This window comes from Leptospira neocaledonica (genome assembly GCF_002812205.1).
GTDB lineage: Bacteria > Spirochaetota > Leptospiria > Leptospirales > Leptospiraceae > Leptospira_B > Leptospira_B neocaledonica.
Genome location: NZ_NPEA01000008.1, coordinates 183,119 through 196,155, shown reverse-complemented (window position 1 = coordinate 196,155; position 13,037 = coordinate 183,119). Strand labels below are relative to the sequence as shown.

Sequence of the window (13,037 nt, the reverse complement as noted above, 5' to 3'; positions counted from 1 at the left end):
AATGAAAGTTAAATTTATATATATACCATTTACAATCTTCGCTTTGTTTGGAACGAATTGTGTTACTGATAAAGTAAAGGATGATGTAAAAACCCAGGCAACTTTCCAATGTCTTGCCGCTTTACAGGACCAGACAGCAACTCAAGCTCAGAAGGATTCTATTTGTATTCTTGCAGCAGCAGCCGTATCAGCTAACAATTAAACAAATGAAGAGGGATGTAATTCCGCATCCCTCGATTAATTTTAAACATCCAATAAATCTTTAGGCTTTACTTTAAGCCGCTTCGAAATCTTAAAAATTGATCTAACGGACGGGTGAGATTGTCCATTTTCTATATCTTGAACAGTTCTATAGGAAACACCATGGTCTCCCTCTTCCATTTGTTCCTGAGTTATACCCTTTTCTACCCGGATTTCTTTTATTTTTAATCCAACTTTCCGGATAAATTCTTCGTACTCCACGCACGAAATTATGTGTCCTCCTTGACATTTTTAACACACGAAATTTCGTGTATCCAATTTAAGAACACGGAAATCCGTGCCAAAAGGGAGGATATCACAAATGCTTTTCTTAAGAGGATTTCGGCGATTGTTACTAGTCGTTATCATGGGGTTAGTTTTCACTTTTACTTTTTGTCAAAACTGGACAATCAGAAAAAGAACTATCAAGATCCACTTCCAAATATTGGATATCACCTTCAGCTTCTAAAGAGAAATTAATGCTCTCTATTCTGCCTGAAGGAAATTACTCAGGATCTAAATTAAGATTTTGGAGTAAATATTCTGAATACGATAAAAGCCATCCAATAAAAAGAAATAGCCATTGTAGAAATTGCGATTCCTTTATATAATACGCAAGGCCTACCTTTTCGAAGGAAATTTACACGAATCCATCCCCTTCGGGATTTGACTGAAACCTCACTTCCCAGAGTTATACAAGGTGTGGCCGATATCCCATCTGAACTATCCTAACAAGTTTTCTTCTTTTGTTTCTGGTAGTTCCGTTTCACTAGTGGTGCAAATAACAATATGAGTTAGGTATAAATTTTGAGTTATTTTCAAGAGACATTATTGGTTGAATTAGGTGAACGGATAAAGGGTGGGGAAATTCGAGTGATCGATGATAATGCCGTATTTTTCTCTGAAATACGAGAAGGGTTTCCGCAAGGATTTAACCGGATAGATTGGAGTAAGATTCCTCACAATTTTGATAGTATTCTTCCAGGAAATGATTTTAAGGAGAAGCTTATTTATTTTGTCTCGGATTTCCTAAAAAAAAATAATCTTACAAGGAACGGACCAGTTATATACTTTGGGGATGCAATTGATATTGCCTTTGAGATCTCTTTGACTTGTTTTTATTCAATAAGCGATCGCCTATTTGCAGTTCCTCAGCATTCGTATGTTATTGATAAAGATGTTTCATGGTGTTTTAATCACACATTCGAAGATGAGATGTATATTGGCAGATCGAAAAAGAGTCCGTTTATCAAAATTTAGGAAGGAGCGGAATTAAAGTTGAGTTACCAGAAAATCCCTAGAGCAGGGACTTATGATTGAGCATCATGTCAAAAAGTTAATACTGCTTTTCCTCTATTTTTGCATAAACTCCTGTGCAACAATCTTTTATTTTACTTTTGGCGAACGGATAGATACATATGGATTAGCGAATACTCAGGTTTTGATTCCGTTAGCTACTATTAAAAATTTGCAAATTGAACATAACTTTACTTGTACGGCCCCATCCGACCAATACGTGGTAATAATAAGTTTTAAAGATATCGAAGATGCGAGAGAAGAGCTTACTAACGAGCTAACCAATATTGCAAGATTGATTAAGTTTGTCGTGGAATCTGAAAGAGGTGAAGTTGTTGTTAGTTCCTCCGAATTTGCTTCCTTAGAAAGAATTGGCCCTTATTACTTTGCTAAAATGGGCATACGGATAACTTCAACTTTCTTTCGTATGAACTGGAGAGATCACTATAAAGTGAAAGTTATTTTTCCGTCATCAATCAAAAACTTATCGAAATACGATCTTGTCTTCTCTATAGGATCTTTATCAATGGATTACTATACGTTATAATAAATTTTGAATGTTCCAAAAACCTTAATGGGAATACTTTGAATGATGAGATATTCGTACGAAGAAAGATGGGAAGAAGCCAGAAAAAGAATTGAGCCTATGGTTTACGCAATGTTCTGGCAGGATTTAGATATCCCTGGTGAACATGCTGTAACATATGTGAATTGGATCTTAGATAGGTTATTTCGACCAGAGTATTTAAGTGCATTAGAAGATAAATGGTCTATTTACGGCTCTATTCAGGGAGAGATAGTGGAATTAGAAGCTAATTTAAGTTATGAAGACGCTAAAGATTTTTTAGTAAAAAAGCAAGGTGATCGAATTTCACATTGGATTGGTCCTTCTATTATGCCCTAGATTTTGTTGGCATACGTGCAAGAAATTTTGGCAATACTCGCTAATATTGAAGAGTGGATAACCATGTGACTATTGACAAATAAGGATGATTCACTATGGAAATCAAGATTGGTATTAAAGGAAAAATTCTTTCGGGAGAAAAAGAAGGCGACTACGTATGGATCTATAATGATGAAAAAAATACGGGGGGATATTTGATCTTTACGGCAGATAATCCTGAAATGAATAACGCATTTGATGGCTGGGTTGAGAAGTTCGAATACCTGCCAAAATATTTTGCTGAAGCTCAATGGACAGTTGAGTGGTTAGAGAAATTTGATTTATTTAATCAATAAATCAAATTCTTACAAAGGTATTAAACTTGGTAAAAACAAAATTGTTATCTCTGATTATAAGCCATTGCCGAATGATAAGGCCAATATAATACCTGATGGACAATAAACTGAAAGAAATAGATTCTAAAGATTTATACAATCTCTATTCTGATATGCTGAATAGATGCAAGATTGAATTACTTACCGCAGATGGTGAGATAATCGAATACGAGATATTTGAAGAATTCGATATTGAAGCAGTCTCTTTTTTACACCAGGGACCACTGATAACATTATTCAACGCGGAATATATTTCTAAAGAAAAAAACAGGAAATCAGGCAACTAAAATAGCCGCCGCTTAAGTTACTCTTGCCTCTCGCCGGCAATTTAACTCTTTTCTTCGGAGCTCCGCACCTATTTAGTCCGGAGTGACTTTGATCTTGGTTTTGAATTCCCATTTGCGGAATGGAGCCAAGGCTTGGAGCCTTTCTTCGCTCACGAAAAAGAGACCTTCCCCGAATTTAACCAATCCACCCTTATAATGGGCGTATTTGGTTTTGTGATCGATCAGACCTATTTCTTTTACCTTATTCCAATCATCACAGGTTTTCAGGGTGGGAACTCTCCGGAGATACAATTCCTTGATTGAACCGTCCCGTACAGAGTCCCTTAAGATCTTTTCCCATTCCATATAAGCGCAAATTAGAATAAATTCTCTAAAATGCAACTAAGTTTCGGAATCTTCTTATTCTCCTGAAATTTCGGGAGAATAGTTTTAAAAATGAAAATACTCCGCTTGGTTTTTCAGATCCTCGGACAAATGGGCAAGTCCCACAGAACCGGAACTCAATTCTTCTGTAGAGGACGCGTTAGATTGGGTCAAATCATTGATACTCGAAATTGTTTTCGAAATTTCTTCTACGGCCAGTTTTTGCTCCTGGATCGCAGTTTGGATACCTTCCGATCTTTCCTTTACTTCCTGGCCCTTTTTGTTCACGATTCGATTTCGGACCAGCTGCTCTCCCATTACGGAAGATACCTCGTTCATTCGAATATAGATTGTTTCTATTCTTTGGATGATCCCCCCGATCACGCTTACCGTGTCCCGGATATTGCTGACTCCGATTCCAATTTCCGTTTCGTTTGCTTGGATGATATTTTCTATCTCTTTCATACTGTCAGAAGTTTTGTCCGCGAGTTTGGAAATTTCATCGGCGACTACCGCGAATCCTTTTCCTGCGTTTCCGGCTCTCGCGGCCTCGATAGCTGCGTTCAAAGCAAGAAGATGGATCTGTTCCGAAATTGTTGTGATGATCTCGATCACACCTGTGATCTGGTCCGAGCTCTGGGAAATTTTTCTGATACTTTGGTCAGTTAATTCCAAAGATTTTCCACCTTTTCTGGCCTCGTCGGTGATCTCTTTTACATGAGAAAGAGTGTTTTCCAAATTTTCAGAAGTGTTTTGGATAGAAGTAGAAAATTCTTCCATCTCTGAATCCAAAGAATTCAAAAGACTGACTTGTTCTTTTGTTCTATAAGAGATCGAATCCATTCCCGCAGAGATTTCCTCGATAGAAGCGGAAATTTCCTCGGAGGCTGCAGCCTGGCTTTGTGCATTGTCAGAAATAGACTTTAAGGTTCCTGACATTTCTTCGGAAGAATTTGCAAGACTATGAGAAGCATCGAAAATTTTATGAAGTACCGCTTTTACCTTACGATTGAACTCATTGATACTGATTGCCATCTCTCCGATTTCATCTCTGGAAAGAACCGTAAGTTTATGGGTTAGGTCACCTTCTGACATTTTTTCGATCAGATTTTGGCTATCTCTTAACGGTTTCAAACTTTTGGCTAAAATGAAGTAGATGATGAAGCCAATGATAAACAATCCACAAAAGGAGATGGTCAACATATAGAAGATTGTAGAAATCGCTTCTTTGGAAACTTCTTCGTTTACGATGGCTACAAAAGATCTGAATCCATATTTTTTGTTCGTATGAACGACCATAGATTTATAGGCGCCGTCCATCACATACTTGATTGGAACTCCGTCTTGTGCGTTTACAAAAAATTTGGCGAAAGGTAGATCTTCCATTTTTTTTAATCTCATACTTTCGCTGATATGATTTAGGAAAGTCATCTTAGGAGTTAGAAGTCCTGGATAACCTGTTTTTCCGATCTTGATGGATTGGATGATATTATTTGTCAGATCTCCTATCCGAACGGAGAATACCAAGAAAGCCTTGGAGCCGTCATTCAATTCAAATTCTCTAATATACAAAATGACCGGAGAACCGTTCAGAGTAGAATTAGAAGGTTCACTAAAGAAGAATGTTTTTTCCTTATTTATATTTCTGATTTCATCCGCTCCTGGAAGTTGGAATGCGGAAGTTAAGGGAACTATCGTACTACTTGCTAAAGTTCCAGTTCCAACGGAATGGGAGAACCAGTCTCCTGCTTCTTTCCAGACTGCTATTCCTTCAAATCTTTGGCTGGATCCTAAAAAATTGTTTAGAAAGCCCTCCGCCTCTTTCCATTTCTTTTGGGAGACCAAATATCCTAAGGTTTTGTTTCGGATGATAAGTTCTGCCTCTTCTTCCGTATCTTCATAGATACTTTGGGTGAGAAGGTCCAATGTTTGAGCCACATTCAACATTTGGTTGGTATAAGCACTCTTTAGAGATTCGTAATTGAGCTTATAAACTACTAAAGAGACACCGATCGCTAAAACTAAGACGATGGAAAAGAAAATTAAGGCCAAGGATCTTGTCAGATTGAGTTTGACCAAGGATTCCAAAGAAATTGAACCGAATAGATCCGTTCTAGCTAAGTTGTCCTTTAGCCAATCGGTGATGAGATAAAAATAAACCGCACTCGCAAGTCCGCCGAATATGATTAGTCCTAAGAGGATGGAATAATCCGTTTTACTGATAGGTAAAAAGATCCCGAGTGAAACTACAAAAATCCCTCCTCCTATCCAGATCCTCACCAGAATATCGAGTGCATGAAGAGCAGGAAGACGAAACGCTGCCTTTTGAGCTCTCATGACCGTTTCTCGAGTTACTGCACCTTCTGCAAATTGTTTGGAATATTTTCGTAATGGTCTTAATTTGTAAAAAGAAGAAACTGAACTGGTGACGAGTCCTAGAATGAAGATCGTTCCCATGACGAACCAAAGAGAATTTGTTTCTTTCAGATCCAAGTCCATAAAATAGATCAGAAATACGATCGCAAATGGAGTTCCGATCAGATATCCTAGACCTTCTGTTAAGAATAGGAACCTTGCAGAGAATACGGAAATTTCTTTGTTTATGTTTTTCATGCGCGATCCTGGTTGATTTTTTTTTCGACCTAGTATGATCTGAAAAAGTTTGTTTAAAAAAGTCTTAGGAACAAAACCTAAAATTTAGGAAGCAAAAATTGATATTTGATTCTTCTGATAAACGAATCGCTGTAGTGGGCGATATACATGGGTTCTGGACTTGGGTCGATACAGAATACTTCTCCAAAAGCAATTATGATTCCGTGATATTCACCGGTGATCTTGGAAATAATCTCCCAAGGAATACAAATAAGATCGCACAATTGATCTCTAAAGTTCGGAAACCAAAGTATATCATTTTAGGAAATCATGATACTACTTCTATCCCTCAGTTGCTCATGGAAATTACCAATGCTTCACCTAACATAGGTTACTTAAGTCATACATTTCATCTTGGACGATACAAAAAACTTATAAAAGATCTGGGAGATACCAATATCTGCCAATACAATCTTTCTAAAATTGGGGAGGGGCTTTCCATTTTAGGAGCTAGACCTCTTTCTATGGGGGCTAGATTTAATTTTCAGATATTCCTTAAGTCTGTATTTGGGATCTCTTCGTACGAAGAGTCTGAAAAGAAACTTTTGGAGTTAGTCCAAGGTCTGGACTTTCAAAAACAGGATCTGATCATACTCGCTCATAATGGTCCTTCCGGTTTGGGAAACAGGGCATCTGATATCTGGGGTTGCGATTTCAAAAAAGAAGAAGGGGACTTCGGAGATAAGGATCTTAGCGATTTTATCCGGAAACTCTCCGGCAAAGGTAAAAGGCCAAAGGTAGTGATCGCAGGGCATATGCACCATTCTTCTAGAAAATTAAGAGTAAAGACTCGAATTTGGAAAAAGAAAGAAGAAGGTATACTATACCTCAATCCTGCGCGAGTCCCTCGTATCTTTTCAGACAAGCGAGGAAATATCTGGCACCATCATGTGGAGTTGACTAGAAAGAACGGGGTCTGGAATGCAGAAGCGAAATATTTGAAGAATGGAACGGAGGAAATTTTTCCCCTCCCTGAGTTTTTAGAGAGGGAGAAAAATCGGATAGAAATAAAAGACTGAATTATTCCGAGAAAGAATCCAGCTTTTGTTTTACTTCCTCGTTTAAAGGCTGCTTTTTGTGGAAGTCGTTTAATAATTTGAGAGCCTCGTCTCTTTTTCCCATATCGGAATAGAGTTCCGAAAGTTCTACCACAGGACGAGGATCCATCGGGAACTTTTTGTGAAGATCCACATAAATTTCCTCTGCCTTGTCTCTTGCACCTTTCATCTTCAAAGAAGAAGCTTTTCCAAGAAGTGCAAAATAGTCCTCACCTTCGGAAAGAATTCTATTAAAACATTCTAATGCTTTATCGAATTCTCCCATACCTCTTAAACTATCCGCATATCTGTTGATGATAAGTTTATTGTCCGGATCGAATTCCAAAATTCTTTCCCAGAACTCGTTTGCTTTGCGGAAATCTTTTTTACCACGATAAGATTCCGCCAAACCGTACAGCGCGAAAAAATTCCTTGGATCTAGGTCTGCTGCTCTGCGATAATAACGGATCGCTTCATCAAAATCTTTGATCTTACGATAACTGTTGCCGATCTCGGTCAGGATCTTGATATTATCCGGTTGGATCACCAAAAGTTTTTCCCACCAGCTGATTGCGTCTTTGTATCTTTGGCAGGCAAAAAATAAATGCCCCAAACCTACGATCACATATTGATCTTTAGGATTGATCTGCAATGCCTGCATATAATATACTTCTGATTCTTTGAAGTTTTTGAGTTTTCTATGAGCGTCCGCAACTCGACTTAAGATGGATGCGTCCGTGATAGTAATATGTCTATATTCTTCTGCTACTTCGATGACCCGATTGAGCAAGTTCATCTCTCTATAACAGTTCATAAGTCCCATGAGGGAAAACTTATTGGATGAATCTTCTTTGATACATCTGTTATAAAAATCCAGAGCCTGTCTGAATTCCTTTCGTTTAAAATGAAGATCTCCCATCCCGACTAAACCGTAAGTATTACTCGGTTCTTTAGCCAGAAGTTCCTTCAATTTAGATTCGGCCTTGTCCCATTGTCTGCTATCCAGAAAACGGTAGGCTTCTTTTGCTAAACTTTTGATTTGAGCAAAATGTGAATCTTCTTCTTCCTTTCCTGCTTGGGGTTTTTCAATAGGCTCGTTCATAGGACCGAAGTTCCTTTTTAAATTTAGAAGGAAGATCCGTAAGATTCTTCATTCAATTTTTTATTTAATATTACTTTGACGGATGAGTAAAGGTTTTCCTTGGTACTAAATCCGTAAAGAAAATTTGAAATTGGAAAAAAAGAGAGAAATCTCGGTTTGCAGTGCATAAACTAATGTGAAAGTCATAGTCCATTCTTCCTTCTTGACAGGGCCCTTACTTCGCATGGAATGGATTCTAACGAGGGAAAGATGCCGAAAACCGAAGCAAAAATCTCCGGTGCCCGTTTGATGGTCGAACTCCTGGAAGAATACGGAGTGGATATCGTCTTCGGATATCCTGGCGGAGCAATTCTGCCATTTTACGACGAATTATATAAAAGTACTAAAATCAAACATATCCTAGTCCGCCACGAACAAGGTGCCATTCATATGGCAGAAGGGTATGCACGTTCTACTGGAAAGCTGGGAGTATGTATCGCTACTTCTGGTCCGGGCGCTACGAACCTCGTAACCGGACTTACAGACGCGAAATTAGACTCGGTTCCTATACTTGCAATTACCGGACAGGTGGCGACCAACGCGATCGGAACAGATGCTTTCCAAGAAGCGGATATTTATGGGATCACGATCCCCATCACAAAATATAACGCACTGATCAAGTCTGCGGATGATATCGCTAGACATTTCCAAGAGGCGACCCTGGTCGCTTTAGGCGGAAGACCTGGTCCTGTTCTTTTGGATTTTCCTAAGGATGTCCAAACGGAACTGACTTCGGTTCGTAAAGTGGATAAACTTAAAATAGATTCTAGACATTATCAAAAACCTCCGATCGGAGGAGATCTGGATTCTTTCGCGGCGGCATTGAATAAGGCAAAACGTCCTCTTCTTTATGTGGGAGGAGGAGCGATCAATGCAAATGCTTCCAAAGAAATCAGGGAGCTTGCGGAGAAGGGGAATATCCCTGTTACCACAACTCTTATGGGGATCGGAGCTTTTCCGGGCACTCACCAACTTTCCGTCGGAATGTTAGGGATGCACGGGACAGCTTATGCAAACAAGGCTGTATTAGAATGTGATTATATTCTAAACTTGGGAGCTAGGTTTGATGACCGAGTTGCCAAACCCGGTGAATTTGCGGAGAATGCTATTCGCGCTCATATAGATATAGACACCGCAGAATTTAACAAAAGAGTTTCCGTAGATTATCTTTTGCACGGAGACTTGAAAGAAGTTTTAAAAGCACTTATTCCAAAAGTGAATAAGGTAGATCGTCCTGATTGGGTCGGATTTTTAGATACATTAAAGAAAAACCATCCATTAGAATTTGATGATTCTTCCGATACAATTAAGCCCCAAGGTTTTTTACAGAAATTGTACGAAAAAAGTAAGGGAAAGGCGATCGTTTCCACGGATGTGGGACAACACCAAATGTGGGCCGCTCAGTACTATCTTTTTGAAGAAGCGAATCGTTGGCTGACTTCGGGAGGATTGGGTACTATGGGTTATGGTCTTCCCGCAGCCATCGGAGCTAAATTCGGTAATCCTGATAAAACGGTGATCTGCGTTTCCGGAGACGGATCCATCCAGATGAATATCCAGGAATTGGCGACCATCGCAATGTATAAGAAAGGGGTCAAGATCCTGATCTTTAATAATAATTTCTTGGGAATGGTTCGCCAATGGCAGGAACTATTCTATGAGGAAAGATTTTCCGAGTCTGAATGGAATTATAATCCTGATTTCGTAAAATTAGGAGAGGCTTATTCTATCAAAGGATTAAGAATTTCTAATAAATCCGAGATCGACAAGGCATTGGAATTTTTCTTAGAAGATGAGGATGCGAGGATCTTAGAAGTAATGATTCCAGCGGAAGAAAAAGTATTCCCAATGATCCCTGCGGGTAAATCCCAAAAAGACATGATCGAATTTTCCGACACAGTTCGGGCCGGTAAAAAATGAAACATATACTGAAAATTTTGGTAAACAATCATCCCGGAGTGATGAGCCATGTGTCCGGTCTATTTACCAGAAGAAGTTATAATATAGATTCTATCGCGGTAGGTGTTACCCAGGATCCTGAAATTTCAAATATGGTGATCGTAGTCAAGGGTGACGATTCTGTTGTTGAGCAGGTGAAACGCCAACTTCTGAAACTTCCTGATGTGATCGATGTAGAGGATCTTGCATACCATGACTGCATTAGCAGGGAGCTTGTGCTTGTTGTCGTAAAAGTAGAGGATTCGAATCGTACCGAAATCATTTCTATCTGCGAAGTTTTCCAAGCTAAGATCGCTGATTTGACCAAGACCACTATGACTGTAGAGTTTTCCGGAAATACCAGACAGGTGGAACATTTTATGGAAATGATGCAGAAGTATGGAATCCAAGAAATCGCCCGTACTGGCCAGATTGCTTTAAAATACAGATCTAATTAAATCGCTTACATATCGCAGTTTTTGGCTGCCAAATTGATTGTTACAAAATTATTACAATTTGATTACAAATAAATTTGGCTCTGGAAATTAATTTCCTAAGAAGAACAAACGTTTCATCAAAACGAACGATCTATTTCTTCGGATCGTTTTTCTTTTTTACAATTTCGTATCGGAAAGAATTTTTTTTGTTCCATATTTTCAGTTTCCCCATTCTAATTCCCTCCTATGAGTATCAGGGCCAGAATTTCATTATACCTTTCCTTAGTTTTATTTTTAGGTTTCGCAGTACTCACCGCGATCAATTCGGTGATCTCCTACCGTAGTTTGCATTCCGAGATCGAATCCGGTTCGGCATTAAGTGCGGAAAGATACACTTTTGAAGTAAAAGATTACCTGGATTCCGCTATGGGAATGGCCAGAGGTTTTAGAATGCTTCTCATTTTCTCCAATCCTAAGAGAGAAGAAGTAGTAAATACCATGTTGGAGATCCTACATCGAAATCCGAGATGGTTCGGAATGTGGGCGGTGTACGAGCCGAACGCATTCGATGGCCAGGATGCTAAGTATAAAAATACGAAAGGACATGATTCCACAGGAAGATTTGTGACGTATGTTCATTCCGTAAAATCGGTAACAGATGCGGTGATAGAACCTTCTACCAATTATGAGGCAACTGATGGGACTGCAGACTTCTATCAGATCCCTAAAAAGACAATGGAACCTTTGGTAACGGATCCTTACTCATACAATGCAGGTGGAAAACAAGTGCAGATGATCTCCCTTTGTGTTCCTGTGAGTAATGGGGGAAAATTTTGGGGAGTGCTTGGACTAGACATCACGACTGCTCAACTGCAAGAAACAATGGGAAGTATAAGACCTTTTCGTGCCTTAGGATATCTCGCTCTTATTTCTCCTAAAGGAATTTATGCAGCTAACGGTGGTAATCCTGATTTAGTGGGCAAGGTAATTCCTGACGGCGAAGAATTAAAACTAGTACAATCCAAATCGGAAGAGCATGAACGTTTTACCTATGAGTCTGACGGTCATACTCATCATTTCTTTCCATTCAAGATCGGAAAAGGGCAGAAACAATGGATCATGCAGATCAGCATTCCGGATTCCATTTTTACAAAAGAACTTCTTAGTGTACTTTTTCAAAATGCCATCTCTTCTTTACTCATTGTGAGTTTGATTGTCGTTGTTCTTCATTTTATATTCCAAAAATTGATCTCCACCGGATTACTGAAGGCGATTGGATTTTCAGAAGAAATCGCAAAAGGAAATTTACTCGCTTCTTCCGATTATCATCGTAAGGACGAGATTGGCGCATTATTAGCTGCGATGAATACGATGAGAGAACATCTATTCGGCGTAGTGAAAGAGATAGGTGTATCCACTAACAAGTTAGCCGGAACAGCTGAGAAGATGGCTGTTTCTTCCAGAAACTTCTCCGACGTGGCCCAGACACAAGCGTCTGCAGCGGAGGAATGTTCTGCTGCGGTGGAAGAGTTGGCTGCCTCTGCCCAAAACGTGGGTAAGTCCATGCAAAAAGCTGTCTCTAGTATGAGAGAGATTGACGGTAACGTGATTTTATTAAAAGAACAGATCGCAAGTATCAATGCGGAGATGCAAGGTTTAGTAAGTTTGGCTGCTTCTTCCAAGGAAGAGGCTGTTACCGGAGAATCTGCGATGAGCACTTCTAACCGTGCGATGGGTGCGATTGGGGACAGTGCTTCGAGGATCAATGAGATACTTTCTCTCATCACCGAAATTTCTGAAAAAACGAACCTTCTCGCGTTAAACGCAGCGATAGAAGCGGCCAGGGCCGGAGAAGCAGGAAAAGGATTTGCAGTGGTTGCAGAAGAGATCGGAAAACTTGCATCCCAAACTTCCAGCTCTGTGCAGGAAATCGGCGGACTCGTAAATTCTACAAACAATGCCGTTTTGGACGGAAATAATAAAATGGGTGAAGCGTCTCAGATCCTACAAAGGATTAAGGAGAGGGTGGACGAATTTGATAAATCTGCAAAAGCAGTTTTGAGTTCAGTGAAGACCCAGGAATCCAATACAAAAGAGATTGCAGAAAGTGCGAATTCTTTGATGACTTTCAGTCTTCAAATCGAGGAAGCAGTGACCGAGCAAAGGAGAGCAACGGAAGAAATTACCAAAACCATCGTAAATATCTCCGAAGGAACCCAAGAAATTGCAAGCGGCGCCGACGATTTAACTACATTCTCCGGTGATATGCACGGACAATCCGAGCAATTGTCCAATTTGATCGGAAAATTCAAAGTCGGTTAGAAAGAAAAAGCGTTCCAAAATTTCTTTCCAATTTAAGAATGGAGCC

Annotated in this window: 14 protein-coding genes; 10 read left to right on the top strand and 4 right to left on the bottom strand. The window is 39.4% G+C overall.

Going from position 1 to position 13,037, the window contains the following annotated elements; all coding sequences use genetic code 11:
- Position 1: 1 nt before the first annotated feature.
- Positions 2-202 carry a hypothetical protein gene (locus CH365_RS15490; protein WP_100769467.1) on the top strand — a complete coding sequence of 67 codons (201 nt, stop codon included), beginning with the start codon at positions 2-4 and terminating at the stop codon, positions 200-202.
- 41 nt (positions 203-243) lie between these two features.
- On the opposite strand, the gene CH365_RS15485 is transcribed toward CH365_RS15490, so the two are convergent.
- Complete coding sequence (locus CH365_RS15485; RefSeq protein ID WP_100769466.1) at positions 244-462, bottom strand: helix-turn-helix domain-containing protein; 219 nt, start codon at positions 460-462, stop codon at positions 244-246.
- 585 nt (positions 463-1,047) lie between these two features.
- On the opposite strand from CH365_RS15485, the gene CH365_RS15480 reads away from it, so the two are divergent.
- The 5 genes from CH365_RS15480 (at position 1,048) to CH365_RS15460 (ending at position 3,101) form a co-directional block, all read left to right on the top strand.
- Positions 1,048-1,500 carry a hypothetical protein gene (locus CH365_RS15480; protein WP_125226327.1) on the top strand — a complete coding sequence of 151 codons (453 nt, stop codon included), beginning with the start codon at positions 1,048-1,050 and terminating at the stop codon, positions 1,498-1,500.
- Between the two features lie 52 nt (positions 1,501-1,552).
- Complete coding sequence (locus CH365_RS15475; protein WP_100769464.1) at positions 1,553-2,083, top strand: hypothetical protein; 531 nt, start codon at positions 1,553-1,555, stop codon at positions 2,081-2,083.
- Positions 2,084-2,125: 42 nt separating this feature from the next.
- Positions 2,126-2,440 (top strand): hypothetical protein, encoded by a 315-nt coding sequence (locus CH365_RS15470; RefSeq protein ID WP_125226326.1) that lies wholly within the window; start codon positions 2,126-2,128, stop codon positions 2,438-2,440.
- Positions 2,441-2,535: 95 nt separating this feature from the next.
- Positions 2,536-2,775 carry a hypothetical protein gene (locus tag CH365_RS15465; protein ID WP_100769462.1) on the top strand — a complete coding sequence of 80 codons (240 nt, stop codon included), beginning with the start codon at positions 2,536-2,538 and terminating at the stop codon, positions 2,773-2,775.
- Positions 2,776-2,870: 95 nt separating this feature from the next.
- Complete coding sequence (locus CH365_RS15460; protein WP_100769461.1) at positions 2,871-3,101, top strand: hypothetical protein; 231 nt, start codon at positions 2,871-2,873, stop codon at positions 3,099-3,101.
- A gap of 72 nt (positions 3,102-3,173) precedes the next feature.
- Here the strand turns inward: CH365_RS15460 and CH365_RS15455 are convergent, their stop codons facing one another.
- Positions 3,174-3,446 (bottom strand): hypothetical protein, encoded by a 273-nt coding sequence (locus CH365_RS15455; RefSeq protein WP_010515454.1) that lies wholly within the window; start codon positions 3,444-3,446, stop codon positions 3,174-3,176.
- An 84-nt stretch (positions 3,447-3,530) separates the two neighbouring features.
- Complete coding sequence (locus CH365_RS15450; protein ID WP_100769460.1) at positions 3,531-6,077, bottom strand: methyl-accepting chemotaxis protein; 2,547 nt, start codon at positions 6,075-6,077, stop codon at positions 3,531-3,533.
- 98 nt (positions 6,078-6,175) lie between these two features.
- Between CH365_RS15450 and CH365_RS15445 the strand changes: the two genes are divergently transcribed.
- Positions 6,176-7,135 (top strand): metallophosphoesterase, encoded by a 960-nt coding sequence (locus CH365_RS15445; RefSeq protein ID WP_100769459.1) that lies wholly within the window; start codon positions 6,176-6,178, stop codon positions 7,133-7,135.
- Between the two features lies 1 nt (position 7,136).
- On the opposite strand, the gene CH365_RS15440 is transcribed toward CH365_RS15445, so the two are convergent.
- Entirely contained in the window at positions 7,137-8,255 is a 1,119-nt protein-coding gene (locus CH365_RS15440) for a tetratricopeptide repeat protein (RefSeq protein WP_020770630.1), read from the bottom strand.
- 249 nt (positions 8,256-8,504) lie between these two features.
- On the opposite strand from CH365_RS15440, the gene ilvB reads away from it, so the two are divergent.
- The 3 genes from ilvB to CH365_RS15425 all read left to right on the top strand — a co-directional run bounded on the left by ilvB (position 8,505) and on the right by CH365_RS15425 (position 12,991).
- The gene (ilvB, locus tag CH365_RS15435) at positions 8,505-10,214 is read left to right on the top strand and encodes a biosynthetic-type acetolactate synthase large subunit (RefSeq protein WP_208861222.1); all 1,710 of its coding nucleotides are present in this window, start codon (positions 8,505-8,507) and stop codon (positions 10,212-10,214) included.
- Complete coding sequence (ilvN, locus tag CH365_RS15430) at positions 10,211-10,690, top strand: acetolactate synthase small subunit (protein ID WP_100769457.1); 480 nt, start codon at positions 10,211-10,213, stop codon at positions 10,688-10,690. Before ilvB ends, ilvN begins: the two co-directional genes overlap by 4 nt.
- A gap of 225 nt (positions 10,691-10,915) precedes the next feature.
- On the top strand, positions 10,916-12,991 hold the full coding sequence (locus tag CH365_RS15425) for a methyl-accepting chemotaxis protein (protein WP_100769456.1): 2,076 nt from the start codon (positions 10,916-10,918) through the stop codon (positions 12,989-12,991).
- The last annotated feature ends 46 nt before the right edge of the window (positions 12,992-13,037 follow it).

Excerpts from the sequence above, each read along its gene's own strand:
- CH365_RS15490 (WP_100769467.1), top strand. The coding sequence starts at position 2 with ATGAAAGTTAAATTTATATATATACCATTTACAATCTTCGCTTTGTTT.
- CH365_RS15475 (WP_100769464.1), top strand. The coding sequence starts at position 1,553 with ATGATTGAGCATCATGTCAAAAAGTTAATACTGCTTTTCCTCTATTTT.
- CH365_RS15470 (WP_125226326.1), top strand. The coding sequence starts at position 2,126 with ATGATGAGATATTCGTACGAAGAAAGATGGGAAGAAGCCAGAAAAAGA.
- CH365_RS15465 (WP_100769462.1), top strand. The coding sequence starts at position 2,536 with ATGGAAATCAAGATTGGTATTAAAGGAAAAATTCTTTCGGGAGAAAAA.
- CH365_RS15460 (WP_100769461.1), top strand. The coding sequence starts at position 2,871 with ATGGACAATAAACTGAAAGAAATAGATTCTAAAGATTTATACAATCTC.
- CH365_RS15455 (WP_010515454.1), bottom strand. The coding sequence starts at position 3,446 with ATGGAATGGGAAAAGATCTTAAGGGACTCTGTACGGGACGGTTCAATC.
- CH365_RS15450 (WP_100769460.1), bottom strand. The coding sequence starts at position 6,077 with ATGAAAAACATAAACAAAGAAATTTCCGTATTCTCTGCAAGGTTCCTA.
- CH365_RS15440 (WP_020770630.1), bottom strand. The coding sequence starts at position 8,255 with ATGAACGAGCCTATTGAAAAACCCCAAGCAGGAAAGGAAGAAGAAGAT.
- ilvB (WP_208861222.1), top strand. The coding sequence starts at position 8,505 with ATGCCGAAAACCGAAGCAAAAATCTCCGGTGCCCGTTTGATGGTCGAA.
- ilvN (WP_100769457.1), top strand. The coding sequence starts at position 10,211 with ATGAAACATATACTGAAAATTTTGGTAAACAATCATCCCGGAGTGATG.
- CH365_RS15425 (WP_100769456.1), top strand. The coding sequence starts at position 10,916 with ATGAGTATCAGGGCCAGAATTTCATTATACCTTTCCTTAGTTTTATTT.